Below are 14497 nucleotides of genomic sequence, written 5' to 3' on the forward strand. Positions count from 1 at the left end.
GGCGGGTACGGCGGACGTGACATCGGCACTTGTGAACTCCTCCCAGGACACATCGTCCCAAGCACTCGGCTGTCCACAAGACCGGGGCAACATCACATCCTGCCGGGCCACATAAGGTCGCGCCGGACTTCCCCGTGGTTTACCCGTACCTTGCGGGCTTGCGGTGCGGGAACGGTCGGATATCGTCGCGGCGGGGGCGGTGATCAAGGCCGGGAGGGCTGCGGTGAGCGTTGCCGAGGACGTGCGATCGGGGGTGCTGGGAACGATTCAGGCCGAGGCGGGGGGACGGTCGGCCGGGCTCGGCGGGCCGCGTCAGCGGGCCGTGCTGGCGTTGCTGCTCATCGCCCGGGGCCGCATCGTCTCGGCCGACCGCATCCTGTCCGAGGTGTGGGAGGGCTCGCGGCAGCCCTCGCCGACGACCCTGCACGGCTACGTCGCCGACCTGCACAGGGCCCTGGAGCCGGAGCGTCCTCCCGGCCGCCGCCCCGGCTGCTGGTGCGCGAGGGCACCGGGTACGCCCTGCGGGTGGCCCCCGCCGCCGTCGACGCCGAACGCTTCGTCGAGCCGCTGGTCCGGCGGCTGCGGAGTCTCGCCGATGATCACCTGGCCCAGGCCTCCGCGGCCGGTGTCTCCGAGGCACACGCCGATAACCTGCACCGCAGGCGCAAGGCGATGCTGGCCGCCGCGACGGCGCTCGATCCCGACCCGCTGGCCGCCTTCCCCGAAGTGGCCGGCCTCACCAGAACCATCAGGCTGCGCCGCGACAACGACGATTACCTGAGTCTGGAAGTTCTGAACATCTGCTACCGGCACATCTCCCGGAAGTCGGCCGCAGACTGAATCCCGATTCGCGGGGCATCGGCGGCCTTGCGGAGAACGGTCGGCCGGATATCGTCGCGGCGGGGCGGTGATCAAGGCCGGGAGAGGCGCACGAGGTGGCCGCACGGAGGCGCAGGAGGCCCGCGAAGCCTGGGACCCGGTGACCGAGGCGGGCGCCACCGCCTATTTCGCCTACCTGGGCGCGCTCGCCGGGGTCGGCATCGACGACCGGTCCATCGCCGGCGCCGCCACGACCGGGCCGCGGACGGAGCGGCCTGGCGCGAGATGAAGACCGCCTGCGACCGTGGCGACGGCACGCGCGCCCTGGCCGTCGCGGCGGACATCCTCGTCGCGATGGACCGCTACGGGGACACCGCCTCACCGCCCTCCTCTCCGCCCCTTAACCGGCTGGGAATCCGCTGGGAAAGCCGGTTCCCATCGGGTCCCAAGCGGTCCCTCGCATCCTCGTTCACGTGAGCGCGACACCGCCCCGCGCGGGCGGCGGACAACGAGGTGAACCATGATCGAACGAACCATGCGCACGGCAGTACGGGTTGCGATCGCCCTGCTCGCCCTGGGAGCCGTCCTCGGCCTGGGCGCGGCATCGGCGCAGGCCGCCGACGGCGAACCGTCCCAGTGGTCGCTCACCGGCGACCCCTCCCAGTGGGGCTGACGCGATGACCGGCATCGGACCCCGGCCCGGCGGGCACGCCGTCGTCGCCGGAGCGGGCATCGGCGGGCTGCTCGCGGCCCGCGCGCTCAGCGAGACCTTCGACCGCGTCACGGTGCTCGACCGGGACGCCCTGCCCGAGGAGGGCGTGCCCCGGCGCGGCGTCCCGCAGGGCCACCACGCGCACGGCATGCTGTCGCGGGGATGCGAGATCCTCGGCGACCTGTTCCCCGGGCTGCGCGAGGACCTGGTCGCGGCGGGCGCCGTCCCCTGCGACATCCAGCAGGACGTCCACTGGTACAACGACGGCCGGCGGCTGCACCCCGCGCCGTCCCGGATGCGCGGCCTGAGCGTTAGCCGGCCGCTGCTCGAACGCTACCTGCGGGACCGCGTCGCGGCGTTGCCGGGTGTGGAGATCCACGACGGCCGCGAGGTCGTCGAGCCGGTCGCCGGCCGGGACGGCGCGGTGACCGGGGTACGTCTGCTGAGCCACGGCCGGCCCGCGCAGGACGCCGAGGAGCTGCCGTCCGACCTGGTGGTGAACGCCACCGGCCGCGGCAACCGGGGCGCCGAGTGGCTGCGCCGGCTCGGCCACGAGCCCGCGAGGGAGGAGCGCGTCGACTCCGGCCTGGTGTACGTCTCGCGCGCCTACCGGCGCCGGCCGGGCGACGCCGACCTGGTCGCCCTGATCGTCGGGCACAGCGTGGCCGTGCCCCGGGGCGGGGTCGCGCTCAGCGCGGAGGGGGACCGGTGGCTCGTCACCCTGTTCGGCATGGGTGAGGACATCCCGCCCGTCGATCCCGAGGGGTACCACCGGTTCGCGGCCCGGCTCCCGGTCCCGGACCTGCACCGCCTCCTCACGCGCCTGGAGCCTTTGGGCGCGCCGCGGCTGATGCGCATCCCGGTGAGCATCAGGTCCCGGTACGAGCGCCTGCGGCGGCACCCCGAGGGCTACCTGGTGTTCGGCGACGCCCTGTGCCAGTTCAACCCGAGCTACGGGCAGGGCATGACCGTGGCCGCGTGCGAGGCCCTCGCCCTGCGCGACTGCCTGGCCGCCGGGAGGGACGGCCTGGCCGGCCGCTTCTACCGGCGCTCCGCGAAGGCCATCGACGTCGCGTGGGACATGTCCGTCGTCGGCGACCTGCGGTTCCCCGCCGTCGAAGGACCGCGGCCTCCACGCGTACGACTGCTCAACGGCTACCTCGCGCGGATCCACGCGGCCGCCGAGACCGACCCTGTGGTCGGCAACGCCTTCCTGAGCGTCGCCAACCTGCAGGCCCCGCCCCAGCGGCTCATGTCGCCGGGCGTCCTGGCCCGGGTGCTGCGCCCTCGCCCCGCCGCCCCAGCGAGCCCCCGCCTCACCCCCGAGCCCTCGATCCCAGCCCGCCCCTGACCCTCACGAGCCCTGTTCGGCGAGATCCGGCGCCCCCGCCCTCCGCCGCGCCGCAGCCCGCCCTCGACCCCCGCGAGTCTCCGCTCGGCAGGCTCCGGCCGGGCCGGTGCCCGGCCGGACGCACGACCACCCCGCCCGATTCGTGGCGGGGCCCAGGAAATCCACACGCGGTCCCAACGGGGACCGGAGAGAAAGGACACCATCATGATCAAGCGCTTCACCGCGAGCATCGTCCTGGCCACCGCCGCCGCGGCCGGCGGGCTCGCCGCCGTCGCCGCCCCGGCCTCGGCGGCGACGGCCGGCGCGGGCAACGCCGTCTGGGTCGAACCCGGCGCCACCAAATCGTTCCTGGTCATGTGCCCGTCGTACGCGCCCACCATGCTGACCGGCAGCATCGTCATCACCGCGAGCCCGGCGGTGTCGGTGGCGACCAGCCTGGACACCGACTCCGACGCGTTCAGCCGGGACAGGCTGACGGTGACGGCCACCAACGGGGGCGCCGCCCGCGTCTACGTCTCCGGCAAGGCCACCTGCACGAGCTGACCACCTACCCGCACACCATCGGGGCCGGAGGTCGTCACCCTCCGGCCCCGTTCCCGCCCCGAACGCCCTACCCGATGGCCCGTGGGGAGTGCAGGGCGGACCTCGCGAGTCTGATGCGCGGCCATCGTCAGAGGCGCTCGGCCTCGGTCAGGTCGATGTCGATCTCGAAAGGCACGGTGAGCTGCAGCTTGTCGTGGTGGATGCCCATCAGCGCGTACGCCTTGGAGGCCGGGTCGAGTTCGTACACGTACACCGTGGCCCGGCCGTCGTTCTCCTCCACCCGCCAGAAGTGCCGGATCCCCGCCGCCGCGTACAACTGCGGCTTGCGCTCCCGATCGCGCACCTGCGAGTCAGGGCTGACGACCTCGGCGGCGAGCAGCACATCGGCCGCCCGGTACGCGGTGACGTCGAGCGCGAGATCGGCGCTGGCGCGGATGATGGTGAAATCCGGTTCCGGACGTTGTCGTGGTCCGAGGATGACGCTCATCTCCCTGCGCACCCGATATTCCGAGGGCGTCAACCGTCGCAGAGCAATGACCATGAGGTCGACGACCAGCGAGTGGAAGGATCTCTGGGGGCTCACGAAGACCAAGCTTCCATCGATCAACTCAGTGTGTGCAGGCAAATCCGTGAAGTGATCGAGGTCCTCCGCGAAGAACCCCCCAGGCGGGGGGACCAACCAGTCGGGAAGTTGGCGGTCTGTCATGATTTCGCTCCGGACCTGGACTGTCATGGTTTCACGCTAGCAATCGCGCCCGTCGTCTCTACGGTGTTTCCCGCACTCACGGTGTCGAATCCGCCACGCGGCGGAGGCCGTGACATCTGTCGTGGGGTGGTCGTGACAAACGGCGGGGGAGCGGTGGCGTGGGGAGCCGGATGCTGGCCGTATGACGACGACACAGGCCGCACGGACGGCCCAGGGGTATGCGGTGGAGCTCCGCGGACTCCGCAAGCATTACGGCGAGGTCCGCGCCGTGCAGGAGGTTGATCTGGCGATCGGGCGCGGCGAGGTCGTGGCCCTGCTCGGCCCCAACGGCGCCGGCAAGTCCACCACGGTCGACATGCTGCTGGGGCTGACCCGGCCGGACGCGGGCGAGGTGCGGCTGTTCGGCGACCCGCCGAGCCGGGCCGTCGCCGGCGGCGCGGTGGGCGCGATGCTCCAGGAGGCCGGTCTGCTCGACGACGTCACCGTCAGGGAGACCGTGGCGCTGGCCGCCGCGCTGCACCGCGCTCCGCTCCCGGTGGAGGAGGCGCTGCGCAGGGCCGGCGTCGAGGATCTCGGCCCGCGCCGGGCCGCGCGGCTGTCCGGCGGCCAGAAGCAGCGGGTGCGCTTCGCCATGGCGCTGGTCTGCGACCCCGCCCTGCTGGTGCTGGACGAGCCGACGGCGGCGATGGACGTGGGCGGGCGCCGGGACTTCTGGCGGTCGATGCACGCCTTCGCCGATTCCGGCCGGACGGTGATCTTCGCCACGCACTACCTGGAGGAGGCGGAGGACTACGCCGACCGGGTGGTGCTCATGCGCGACGGGAGGATCGCGGCCGACGGCCCGGTCGCCGCGGTCATGGCCGGGGTGTCCGGCCGTACCGTCCGGGCCTGCGTCCCCGGCGTGGACGCCGAGGAACTGCGGCGGCTGCCCGGGGTGGTCGAGGCACGGGTGCGCGGCGACCGCGCCGAGTTGCGCTGCGCGGACGCGGACGCGGTGGTGCGGGAGCTGCTGGCCCGCTTCCCGGCCGCCCGCGACATCGAGGTGGTCGCGCAGGGCCTGGAAGAGGCGTTCCTCCGGCTGACCGAGGACCCTGAGGAGGAGCGGCGATGAGGATCGCGTATGTGCTGTTCGAGGTCAGACGGGTGGTCCGCGACTCCAGGTTCCTGGCGTTCGCCGTCGCGCTGCCGGTGGGCCTGTTCCTACTGCAGGCCGGCATGTTCGGCGGCGCGAACGGGGCCGCCTCGATCATGGGCGGCCTCGCCGCCTTCGGCGCGTTCAGGGCGGCGCTCGACACCGGGGCGCGAGCGGCCGTCGAACGGGGCGCCGGGTGGCAGCGCCAGCTCCGGCTGACCCCGCTCACGGGAGCCGGATACCTGGCGGCGAAGGCCACGGTGGCGATGCTGGTGGCCGTCCTGCCGATCGCGGGGGTGGCGCTGGCCGCGGCGCTGCTGTCGGGCGTGCACCTGTCCGCGGGCGGCTGGGCCGGGGCGGTGCTCGGCGTGTGGGCGGGCACCGTGCCGTTCGCCCTGCTCGGCCTGCTCGTCGGCCAGGTGGCCACGCCGCAGAACGTGCAGACCTACCAGGGCGCGCTCCTACTGCTCCTCGGCTTCGCCGGTGGCCTGCTCATCCCCGTGAGCGTCTTCCCGCGGGCGCTGGCCTCCGTCGCCCAGGCGCTGCCGACCTACTGGCTGGCCGACATCGCGCACGCCGCCGCCGCGGGGGGCGGCCGAGTCGGTCAGGCGGCCCTGGTGCTGGGGCTGTACACGCTCGCGCTCGGCGCGGCGGTCATCGTCCGCTACCGCCACGACGGCGCCCGCGCCTGACCCGAAACAGCGGCGAGAACGCGATGACCGATACGGCGGATGCGAACGTGATGGCCGATAACCGCGATCAGGCGGGTCGATGGGGATCCGGTGTTCGGGCGACGGGTCGGAGTCACAGGCCGGGATTAGGGTGAATTCATGCACGAGCAGGGCCTTTTCGGTGCCACGGCGTGGCCGGTGTGGAACCTCACCCCGGTGAGCGACGGCCGGTGGCGGAGGGCGCGGGGCGTCGTCGTGCTCGCGCTGTTCCTGGTCTGGCCGCTGCGGGACGCCATCACCGCCGTCGTCCGGCCGGGCGCCGGGCCGGCGCAGGTCCTCGTCGCCGCCCTGGTTCTCCTCTACGGAGCGGTGTGGGTCTTCGCGATGATGTACGGCGTCACCCGGCCGCCCCGCGACCGGTTGGTGATCATCGGCCTGCTGTTCGCCCTGGGGACGGGGGTGGCGCTGCTGCGCGGGCACCCGGCCGACCTCGGCCATCTGGCCTACGCGCTGACGGCGGCGGTGTGGCTGCTGCCCGCGCGCTGGGGCCTGCTGCTGGCTTTGGCCGTCGGCACGGCGGAACTGGCCGCCACCTGGGCGCTGAACGGCGGGGTCGGCTGGAGCGACGCGCAGGAGCTCATCTCGCAGACGGTGACCCCGGTGGCCATCGGCCTGCTGGTCCGGCTGGTCATCCAGCTCAGCCGGGCCAGGCAGGAGATCGAGACGCTGGCCGCCGCCGCCGAGCGCGCCCGCCTGGCCAGGGATCTGCACGACGTGCTCGGCCACAGCCTCACGACGATCACCGCCAAGACGGGCCTGGCGCGGCGCCTGCTGGAAAGCGGGGCGGACCCAGAGCGGGCGCTGGCCGAGCTGCGGGACGTCGAACGGCTGTCGCGGCAGGCACACGGGGAGATCCGCGCCACCGTGTCCGGCCAGCGCCGGCCGTCGCTGACGGTGGAGCTGCTCGGGGCTCGCGAGGCGTTGCGGGCGGCGGGCATCGCCGCCACCCTGCCGGCCTCGGTGGACCACGTGCCCGCCGAACTGGTCGAGCCGTTCGCGTACGTGCTGCGCGAGGGCGTCACGAACGTGATCAGGCACAGCGGCGCGACGCGGTGCGAGGTGCGGCTCGGCGAGGCCACGCTGGAGGTCCGCGACAACGGCCGCTCGCCGGCCCGCGTCCGCCCGGCCGGCAACGGCCTCACCGGCCTGGCCGAACGGCTGGGCGCCGTCGCGGGCCGCCTGGAGGCCGGCCCGCTGCCCCAGGGCGGCTACCGCCTCCGGGCGAGCCGGACGTGAAGGCGCACGGCATGCGTGACGGTGAGCCGGACAGGTCGGCGGCGCTCACGACGCCACTCCCCGCTGCGGGGCGGGTGAAGCCGTACGCCGGGAGGCCGTACGCCGGGAGGTCGTCTGAGGGAAGGCCATTTAGGGGGAAGCCGTCCGATGGCAAGCCGTCCGCCGGGAAGCCGTCCGAGGGGAAGCCATCGGCCGCCGGGCCGGGAGGAGCATCGTGATCAGGGTGCTGCTGGCGGACGATCAGGCGCTGGTCCGGGGGGCCTTGGCCGCGATGCTCGCCCTGGAGGCCGACATCGAGGTGGTGGCCCAGGCCGGGTCGGGCGCCGAGGCGGTGGAGGCGGCGCGGCGCACCCGCCCCGACGTGGCGCTGCTCGATGTGCAGATGCCGGGCGGCGACGGGCTGGCCGCCGCTGCGGAGCTGCGCGCGGCCGTCCCCTCCTGCCGGGTGGTGATCTGCACGACGTTCGGGCGGCCCGGCTACTTCGCGCGGGCGATGGAGAACGGCGCCGCGGGGTTCGTCGTGAAGGACTCCTCGCCGGAGCATCTGGTCGAGACCGTCCGCAGGGTGCACGCCGGGCTGCGCGTCGTGGACCCGGCCCTGGCGGCCGAGTCGCTGGCCAGCGGGACGAGCCCGCTGACGGCGCGCGAGCGCGACGTGCTGCGCGAGGCCCGGCACGGCGGCACCGTCGCCGAGATCGCCAGGGCGCTGCGCCTGTCGAACGGCACCGTGCGCAACCATCTGTCGGCGGCCATCGGCAAGACCGGCGCCGCCACCCGCGCCGAGGCGGCCCTGATCGCCGACCAGCAGGGCTGGCTCTGACAGACGTTCAGGCCCCGGGGGAGCCCGGTGGCGGGGGCGTCATGAGGCCCTGCGGCCGGCCGTCTGCGGGGGTGGCGACTCGCCCGGCCCGGAGGTGCGCTGTGGCGGCACCACGGGCGTGGGACGCACCAGGCCGAGGGCGACGACCTCGTTCGCCAGCCTCGTGCGCCGGTTGATGCCCTCGGGGATGCGGAACTTCTGGTACAGGCGCAGCAGGTGCTGCTTGACCGCGGCCTCCGTCACCACCAGGTCGTCGGCGATCTCGCGGGCGGTCGCCGGCGCGACGAACGCCTCGTCCGACAGCGCGGGCCTGCACAGGGAGGTCAGCACGTCGACCTCCCGCCTGGTCAGCTCGGGCGCGGCCGCGCGGCGCAGCTCGACCTCCGGCGCGAAGTCCTCCCTCGGGATGCCGCCCACGCGGCAGCGCGCCGCGCCGAAGGAGACGACGTCGCCGTCGTCCAGGACCCTCCGGGCGATCGGCCTGCCGTTCACCCGGGTGCCGTTGCGGGACAGGCCCAGGTCAACGACATACAGGTAGGGTCCACGGCGGACGAACTCGGCGTGCAGCCGTGACACGCTCGGATCGGCCAGCCTCACGTCGACGCCTCGGCCTCGGCCGATCGTCGTGATCTCGGGGCGCAACGGGACCACCTCACCGGTGTCCTCGACGCGTATGAACGGCCCCTCCACGGCAGTTCCTCCCCAGGTAGCCCGCCGTTACTTCCGCTACAGCTCCGGCTTACCCAAACGAGGGGTTGGGGAATCTCCTTTGCCATAACGAGAATCACTGCAGAAATTGGTCTGGACCTCCTCGGCCGGTTTTACCAGCTCACAGGTAGACTGCGGACGAAGATAAGCGGAGGAAACAACACATGGCGGACAACCCCACCAAAGGCCTCGCCGATGTCGTCGCCGCGTCCACAGCGCTGAGCGACATCGACGGCAAAGCCGGTCGCCTCTTCTACCGCGGCTACGACATTCACGACCTGGCCGGCCGCACGAGCTTCGAAGAGACCGCGCACCTGTTGCAGCATGGCACGCTCCCCACGCGACAGCAGCTGGCCGAGTACGGAGCCGAGCTGGTCAGGGGCCGCACCCTCGGCGCCCTCGTCGAAGCCAACGTCGCCGAGATCGCCGAGAAACAGGGCCCCATGGAGGCGCTACGGACGCTGGTCTCCCTCGCCGGCGCCGAAGACCCCGACAAGGACTCCAACGAGGCCGAGGCCAACTGCCGCAAGGCCGCGCGCCTGACCGCGCAGCAGCCCATCCTCGTCGCCCGTTACCACGCGGCCCGCACCGGCGCCCCGCTGCGCGAGCCCGACCCCGAGCTGAGCGTCGCGGCGAACTTCCTGCTGCAGATCACCGGCCGCGTCCCCGACCAGCACGCCGTCGACGTCTTCGACGCCTGCCTGGTGCTGCACGCCGACCACACCATGAACGCCTCCACCTTCGCCGCCCGCGTGTGCGCGGCGACGTTGTCGGACATGCACTCGGCGATCGTGGCCGCCATCGGCACGCTGAAGGGCCCGCTGCACGGCGGCGCGAACGAGCAGGTCATGCGCACGCTGGAGAGCATCCCCGCGGACGGCGTGGCGCAGGCCGTGCGCGACAAGCTGGCCCGCGGCGAGAAGATCATGGGCTTCGGGCACCGCGTCTACAAGACCGAGGACCCGCGCGCGACCCACCTTCGCAAGATGTCGCGCGAGTTGGGCGAGGCCGGCGGAGATGACACCTACTATCGGATGTCGAAGGAGATGGAGGAGGTCGTCTTCGCAGAGAAGGGCCTCTATCCGAACGTCGACTTCTACGCCGCGACGGTCTACCACTATCTCGGTATCCCGACGGACCTGTTCACCCCCGTCTTCTCGGTGAGCCGGATGTCCGGCTGGACCGCTCACGTGATCGAGCAGCACGCCGACAACCGGTTGATCCGTCCCGACAGCGAGTACATCGGGCAGCGCGACCAGAAGTGGGTACCGATTGACGAGCGGTAAGGGCTGGGGGTCGTACCTGCTGGTCCTGGCGGGTGCGGCCACCGGCCTTGGGGCGATCGCGGTGGGCCTGCCCGCATGGGCGGGCTCATTGGTCGTGGCGGGCTCGCTGCTGCTGGGCGCCGTGCTGCGACTGATCGTCCCGGACGGCGGCGAGAGCCTTCTCGCGGTGCGCAAGCGGCGCACCGACGCCGTCACCTATGGCGTCCTCGGCTGCGTGCTCGCCGTGGTCGCCGCCAGCGTCGCCGTGCAGTGGATGACGGGCAGATAGCGGCCCGGCATACCCGGTCGGGTAGCCTCACGACGATTGCGTGCGTAGAAAGACCGGTTTGGTCAGCCTAGTCGTAAGAAGTTGTAAGAAGGGGAACCCCAAGCATGCCCAAGATCAAGGTAGCGGGTCCCGTCGTCGAACTCGACGGCGACGAGATGACCCGGATCATCTGGAAGTTCATCAAGGACCAGCTGATCCTGCCCTACCTCGACGTCGACCTCAAGTACTACGACCTGGGGATCGAGCACCGCGACGCGACCGACGACCAGGTGACGATCGACGCCGCCAACGCCATCAAGCAGTACGGCGTCGGCGTCAAGTGCGCCACCATCACCCCCGACGAGGCGAGGGTCGAGGAGTTCGGCCTGAAGAAGATGTGGAAGTCGCCGAACGGCACGATCCGCAACATCCTCGGCGGCGTCATCTTCCGCGAGCCGATCATCATGTCCAACGTGCCGAGGCTCGTCCCGGGCTGGACCAAGCCGATCGTCGTCGGCCGTCACGCGTTCGGTGACCAGTACCGCGCCACCGACCTGAGGATCCCGGGCGAGGGCACGCTCACCCTGACCTTCACCCCCAAGGACGGCTCGGAGCCGATCGAGCTCGACGTCTACGACTTCCCGGGTTCCGGCGTCGCGCTGGCCATGTACAACCTGGACGAGTCGATCCGCGACTTCGCCCGCGCCTCGATGCGCTACGGCCTGGCCCGCAACTACCCGGTCTACCTGTCGACGAAGAACACCATCCTCAAGGCCTACGACGGCCGGTTCAAGGACCTGTTCGCCGAGATCTACGAGACCGAGTTCAAGGCCGACTTCGAGGCCGCCGGCATCACCTACGAGCACCGGCTGATCGACGACATGGTCGCCGCCGCGATGAAGTGGGAGGGCGGCTACGTCTGGGCGGCCAAGAACTACGACGGCGACGTGCAGTCCGACACCGTCGCCCAGGGGTTCGGCTCCCTCGGCCTGATGACCTCGGTCCTGATGACCCCCGACGGCCGCACGGTCGAGGCCGAGGCCGCGCACGGCACGGTCACGCGCCACTACCGCGAGCACCAGAAGGGCAACCCGACCTCGACCAACCCGATCGCCTCGATCTTCGCCTGGACCCGTGGGCTCGCCCACCGCGGCAAGCTCGACAACACCCCCGAGGTGACCGCGTTCGCCGAGGCGCTGGAGCAGGTCTGCATCGAGACCGTCGAGGGCGGCCAGATGACCAAGGACCTGGCCCTCATCGTCGGCGCCGACGCCAAGTGGCTGACCACCCAGGACTTCCTGGCGGCGCTGGACGAGAACCTCAAGAAGAAGATGGCCGGCTGACGCCCGCGATCGGACGTGGGGCCCTCCACCGGGAGTCCGGCGGACGGGCCCTTCGCCGTTCCGGCGAAAGCCCGCGCCCAGCGGGAGCCCGCGCCCGGGGAGAGTCCGCGCCCGGCGGGGTCCCGTGCCGCCCGGATCCTGGGACCCGCCCGGGTTCATGACGCCCGCCGGAGGAGGTCACGTCGTGGTCTCGGGCACCGGCAACACTCCCAAGGGGCCGTAAAGTTCTCATGGTCGGAACCTGACACGACCAGAGGACGGGAATGCCGGAGCTCGGGCCGCTCGGACGAGGAGATCCCGAGCAGATAGGCCCCTTCAGACTGACCGGCCGCCTCGGAGAGGGCGGCCAGGGGGTCGTGTACCTCGGCCAGGACGACACCGGCGAACGCGCGGCGGTCAAGCTGCTGCACGTGAAGTTCAGCGGCGACCACACGGCCAGGTCGCGCTTCGCGCGTGAGCTCAAGGCCGCCCAGCGCGTCGCCTCGTTCTGCACCGCGCGGGTGATCGCCGCCGACCTCGACGGGGACACGCCGTACATCGCCAGCGAGTACATCGAGGGCAGGCCGCTGCGCGAGGCCGTCGAGACCGGGGGTGCGCTCAAGGCGGGCGCGCTGGAGCGGCTGGCGGTCGGCACGGCCACCGCGCTCACCGCCATCCACCGCGCGGGCATCGTGCACCGCGACTTCAAGCCCGACAACGTGCTCATGGCCGTCGACGGGCCGCGCGTGGTCGACTTCGGCATCGCGCGCATCCTGGACTCGACGGGCACGATCACCAGCAGGGCCGTCGGCACGCCCGCGTACATGGCGCCCGAGCAGATCTCCGGGGGAGAGGTGGGGCCGGCCGCGGACGTGTTCGCGTGGGGCTCGACCATGGCCTTCGCCGCCACCGGGTCGGCGCCGTTCGGCGGCACCTCCATCGCCGTGGTGCTCAACCGCGTGCTCAACCACGAGCCCGATCTGAGCGCGATGCCCGACCCGCTGCGCGCCGTGGTGCGCGCCTGCCTGGCCAAGGATCCGCGGTCCCGCCCGACGGCCGACCGGGTGCTGCTGCGGCTGCTCGGCCACGCCGACGCCGACGGCGCCTCCACCGCGGTCCTGAGCGAGGGCGCCGAGCTGGCGGGCCGCGAGACGGGCGGCACCGGCGGCACCCGTGACACCGCCTGGGCGGCCGGCCCCGGCGGCACGCCCACGGCCTGGCCGGGCGCCCAAGGCGGCGTTACGGCCGGTCAGAACGCCCGGTTCGCGATGGTGGGCCCGGACGCCGCGGGCGGCCCGCCCGGGTCGCCGGAGGCGGCGCCCACGAGCGGCATGGCCCCCTCCCGGCGCCCGCGCAGGGGACGCTGGGCGGCGGCCGCGGCGGCGGTCCTGGTGCTGGCCGGGGGCGGCGCGCTGGCCGTACGGCAGTGGGGGCCGAGCCTCGGCCTCGGCGGCCCCGGGCCGGGGCCGTCGTCCCACATGGGCACCGCGCCGCCGAGGACCGCGACCGCGCCGTCACCGAGCCCGTCCGCCACGCTGGCGACCTTCAGCTCGATCGTCGACAAGGCCGCCACGACCGGCCGGCTGACCATCGCCGTACGCGACCTGGTGCCGGGCATCGCCCTGCACGGCCAGGGCGGGTGGCACGGGTTCGAGGTGGAGGTCGGCTCCTACATCGCCAGGCAGCTCGGGGTTCCGGCGAGCGGAGTCTCCTTCCGTGCCGTGCCTCTGAGCGAGCGGGCGTCGGTGCTGGCCTCCGGCGAGGCCGACCTGGTCATCGCCAGTTACTCGATGTCCGCCGGCCGCAGGGACGCGGTGACGTTCGCCGGGCCCTACTACACCGGCCACGTGGACGTGCTGGTGCGAGACGGAGATCCGTTCGCGAAGCTGTCCGATCTCGAAGGGCACAAGATGTGCGCTCCGGGGGCCAGCGTGACCACCGGGCTCGTCCAGGATGCCGTGCGCGTCCAGTTGGAGTCGGCCCCGACCTACGCCGCGTGCATGGACCTGCTGCGCCAGGGCAAGGTGGACGCCGTTCCCGGTGACGACCTGCTCCTCGCCGGGTTCGCCGACCGCGAGAGCATCCGCTACAAGGTGCTGGGAGCGCGGCTGACCGACGAGCGCTACGCCGTGGCGGTGAAGAAGGGCGATGTGCGGGCGTGCCAGGCGGTGCGCGCCGCGATCTCCCAGATGTACGCCGACCGCACGGCGCAGGCGCTGCTGAGGAAGTACTTCGCCAAGGTGGACTTCACCCCCGAGACCACCAGACCCGCCCCGGCCCCCTGCGACTAGCGCGGGCCTCGCGAGCCTTCGCCGGTCGAGCGCCGCACACCCGCGCCGCCGTCGCTAGGCGTCGCGGCGGAGGGCGTCGTGGCGGAGGGCGTCGATGGTGGTGGCGGCCCAGGTGAGGAAGCTTTCGGTCTGCATGATGCCGAGTTCGAGGGCGTGGACGCCGAGGCGGCCGGACGCCGGCGGGTTGGCGACCTTCAACTCGTAGAGGTGGCCGAGCCTGGCCCGGCTGACGGCCGACATCCTCTCGAGCACGGCGACGGCCTCGGGGGCGTCCAGGAGCGGCAGCAGGAACGCCTGCAGGGCGTTCTCGCTGCGTGCGGGCTCGGCCGGTACGTGTTCCATCATCCAGCGGTGGACCTCGGCCCTGCCCTCGGGCGTGACCGCGTAGGTCTTGCGTCCGCGCGCGCCCTCGGCCTCCACGGTGACCAGGCCGTCGGCGGCCAGTTTGGCCAGCTCCGGATAGATCTGGCTGTGCCCCGCCTGCCACACGTGGTTGATCGACACCTCGAACTTCTTGGTGAGGTCGTACCCGCTCGCCGGGCCGGAGGAGGACAGCAGGCCCAGCAGGGCGATGCGCAGGGACATGGCGTCAT

The 14497-nt window shown here is 72.5% G+C and carries 16 protein-coding genes and 1 pseudogene; 14 read left to right on the forward strand and 3 right to left on the reverse strand.

Annotated elements, in window-relative coordinates:
• Nucleotides 1-253: 253 nt before the first annotated feature.
• The 6 genes and pseudogenes from ACWEN6_RS03655 to ACWEN6_RS03680 all read left to right on the forward strand — a co-directional run.
• A pseudogene (locus ACWEN6_RS03655) lies at nucleotides 254-454 on the forward strand (AfsR/SARP family transcriptional regulator); the annotation flags it as partial.
• 41 nt (nucleotides 455-495) lie between these two features.
• Entirely contained in the window at nucleotides 496-840 is a 345-nt protein-coding gene (locus ACWEN6_RS03660; protein ID WP_452569088.1) for a hypothetical protein, read from the forward strand.
• Between the two features lie 67 nt (nucleotides 841-907).
• On the forward strand, nucleotides 908-1108 hold the full coding sequence (locus ACWEN6_RS03665) for a hypothetical protein (protein ID WP_452568798.1): 201 nt from the start codon (nucleotides 908-910) through the stop codon (nucleotides 1106-1108).
• A gap of 231 nt (nucleotides 1109-1339) precedes the next feature.
• Nucleotides 1340-1492, forward strand: coding sequence for a hypothetical protein (locus ACWEN6_RS03670; protein ID WP_452568799.1), 153 nt, complete (start codon nucleotides 1340-1342; stop codon nucleotides 1490-1492).
• A gap of 4 nt (nucleotides 1493-1496) precedes the next feature.
• Nucleotides 1497-2882, forward strand: coding sequence for an NAD(P)/FAD-dependent oxidoreductase (locus ACWEN6_RS03675; protein ID WP_452568800.1), 1386 nt, complete (start codon nucleotides 1497-1499; stop codon nucleotides 2880-2882).
• A 204-nt stretch (nucleotides 2883-3086) separates the two neighbouring features.
• A complete protein-coding gene (locus ACWEN6_RS03680) occupies nucleotides 3087-3425 on the forward strand; it encodes a hypothetical protein (RefSeq protein WP_452568801.1) in 339 nt (112 codons plus the stop codon).
• A gap of 127 nt (nucleotides 3426-3552) precedes the next feature.
• Here ACWEN6_RS03680 and ACWEN6_RS03685 read toward each other — a convergent pair whose 3' ends face one another.
• Complete coding sequence (locus tag ACWEN6_RS03685; protein ID WP_452569081.1) at nucleotides 3553-4131, reverse strand: Uma2 family endonuclease; 579 nt, start codon at nucleotides 4129-4131, stop codon at nucleotides 3553-3555.
• Between the two features lie 181 nt (nucleotides 4132-4312).
• On the opposite strand from ACWEN6_RS03685, the gene ACWEN6_RS03690 reads away from it, so the two are divergent.
• The 4 genes from ACWEN6_RS03690 (at nucleotide 4313) to ACWEN6_RS03705 (ending at nucleotide 8050) form a co-directional block, all read left to right on the forward strand.
• Nucleotides 4313-5242: an ABC transporter ATP-binding protein gene (locus ACWEN6_RS03690; RefSeq protein WP_452568802.1), complete on the forward strand. Its 930-nt coding sequence runs from the start codon at nucleotides 4313-4315 to the stop codon at nucleotides 5240-5242.
• Nucleotides 5239-5955 (forward strand): ABC transporter permease, encoded by a 717-nt coding sequence (locus ACWEN6_RS03695; protein ID WP_452568803.1) that lies wholly within the window; start codon nucleotides 5239-5241, stop codon nucleotides 5953-5955. The genes ACWEN6_RS03690 and ACWEN6_RS03695 overlap by 4 nt, the downstream gene beginning before the upstream one ends.
• A gap of 138 nt (nucleotides 5956-6093) precedes the next feature.
• A complete protein-coding gene (locus tag ACWEN6_RS03700) occupies nucleotides 6094-7230 on the forward strand; it encodes a sensor histidine kinase (RefSeq protein ID WP_452568804.1) in 1137 nt (378 codons plus the stop codon).
• 214 nt (nucleotides 7231-7444) lie between these two features.
• Nucleotides 7445-8050: a response regulator transcription factor gene (locus ACWEN6_RS03705; protein ID WP_380825819.1), complete on the forward strand. Its 606-nt coding sequence runs from the start codon at nucleotides 7445-7447 to the stop codon at nucleotides 8048-8050.
• 39 nt (nucleotides 8051-8089) lie between these two features.
• On the opposite strand, the gene ACWEN6_RS03710 is transcribed toward ACWEN6_RS03705, so the two are convergent.
• A complete protein-coding gene (locus ACWEN6_RS03710) occupies nucleotides 8090-8740 on the reverse strand; it encodes an FHA domain-containing protein (RefSeq protein WP_354837365.1) in 651 nt (216 codons plus the stop codon).
• Between the two features lie 182 nt (nucleotides 8741-8922).
• On the opposite strand from ACWEN6_RS03710, the gene ACWEN6_RS03715 reads away from it, so the two are divergent.
• The 4 genes from ACWEN6_RS03715 to ACWEN6_RS03730 all read left to right on the forward strand — a co-directional run bounded on the left by ACWEN6_RS03715 (nucleotide 8923) and on the right by ACWEN6_RS03730 (nucleotide 13904).
• A complete protein-coding gene (locus tag ACWEN6_RS03715) occupies nucleotides 8923-10044 on the forward strand; it encodes a citrate/2-methylcitrate synthase (RefSeq protein ID WP_452568805.1) in 1122 nt (373 codons plus the stop codon).
• Nucleotides 10031-10312: a DUF3017 domain-containing protein gene (locus tag ACWEN6_RS03720; protein WP_452568806.1), complete on the forward strand. Its 282-nt coding sequence runs from the start codon at nucleotides 10031-10033 to the stop codon at nucleotides 10310-10312. The genes ACWEN6_RS03715 and ACWEN6_RS03720 overlap by 14 nt, the downstream gene beginning before the upstream one ends.
• Nucleotides 10313-10416: 104 nt before the next feature.
• Nucleotides 10417-11634, forward strand: coding sequence for an NADP-dependent isocitrate dehydrogenase (locus tag ACWEN6_RS03725; RefSeq protein ID WP_452568807.1), 1218 nt, complete (start codon nucleotides 10417-10419; stop codon nucleotides 11632-11634).
• Nucleotides 11635-11897: 263 nt separating this feature from the next.
• The gene (locus tag ACWEN6_RS03730; RefSeq protein WP_452568808.1) at nucleotides 11898-13904 is read left to right on the forward strand and encodes a serine/threonine-protein kinase; all 2007 of its coding nucleotides are present in this window, start codon (nucleotides 11898-11900) and stop codon (nucleotides 13902-13904) included.
• Nucleotides 13905-13958: 54 nt separating this feature from the next.
• Here the strand turns inward: ACWEN6_RS03730 and ACWEN6_RS03735 are convergent, their stop codons facing one another.
• Nucleotides 13959-14489 (reverse strand): PadR family transcriptional regulator, encoded by a 531-nt coding sequence (locus tag ACWEN6_RS03735; RefSeq protein ID WP_452568809.1) that lies wholly within the window; start codon nucleotides 14487-14489, stop codon nucleotides 13959-13961.
• Between the last annotated feature and the right edge of the window lie 8 nt (nucleotides 14490-14497).

It is taken from the genome of Sphaerisporangium sp. NPDC004334, assembly GCF_053602655.1.

What these genes read in the sequence shown, in the direction of transcription:
- ACWEN6_RS03675 (WP_452568800.1), top strand. Translation starts at nt 1,497, where the DNA reads ATGACCGGCATCGGACCCCGGCCCGGCGGGCACGCCGTCGTCGCCGGA.
- ACWEN6_RS03680 (WP_452568801.1), top strand. Translation starts at nt 3,087, where the DNA reads ATGATCAAGCGCTTCACCGCGAGCATCGTCCTGGCCACCGCCGCCGCG.
- ACWEN6_RS03735 (WP_452568809.1), bottom strand. Translation starts at nt 14,489, where the DNA reads ATGTCCCTGCGCATCGCCCTGCTGGGCCTGCTGTCCTCCTCCGGCCCG.
- ACWEN6_RS03690 (WP_452568802.1), top strand. Translation starts at nt 4,313, where the DNA reads ATGACGACGACACAGGCCGCACGGACGGCCCAGGGGTATGCGGTGGAG.
- ACWEN6_RS03725 (WP_452568807.1), top strand. Translation starts at nt 10,417, where the DNA reads ATGCCCAAGATCAAGGTAGCGGGTCCCGTCGTCGAACTCGACGGCGAC.
- ACWEN6_RS03685 (WP_452569081.1), bottom strand. Translation starts at nt 4,131, where the DNA reads ATGACAGACCGCCAACTTCCCGACTGGTTGGTCCCCCCGCCTGGGGGG.
- ACWEN6_RS03670 (WP_452568799.1), top strand. Translation starts at nt 1,340, where the DNA reads ATGATCGAACGAACCATGCGCACGGCAGTACGGGTTGCGATCGCCCTG.
- ACWEN6_RS03715 (WP_452568805.1), top strand. Translation starts at nt 8,923, where the DNA reads ATGGCGGACAACCCCACCAAAGGCCTCGCCGATGTCGTCGCCGCGTCC.
- ACWEN6_RS03695 (WP_452568803.1), top strand. Translation starts at nt 5,239, where the DNA reads ATGAGGATCGCGTATGTGCTGTTCGAGGTCAGACGGGTGGTCCGCGAC.
- ACWEN6_RS03700 (WP_452568804.1), top strand. Translation starts at nt 6,094, where the DNA reads ATGCACGAGCAGGGCCTTTTCGGTGCCACGGCGTGGCCGGTGTGGAAC.
- ACWEN6_RS03730 (WP_452568808.1), top strand. Translation starts at nt 11,898, where the DNA reads ATGCCGGAGCTCGGGCCGCTCGGACGAGGAGATCCCGAGCAGATAGGC.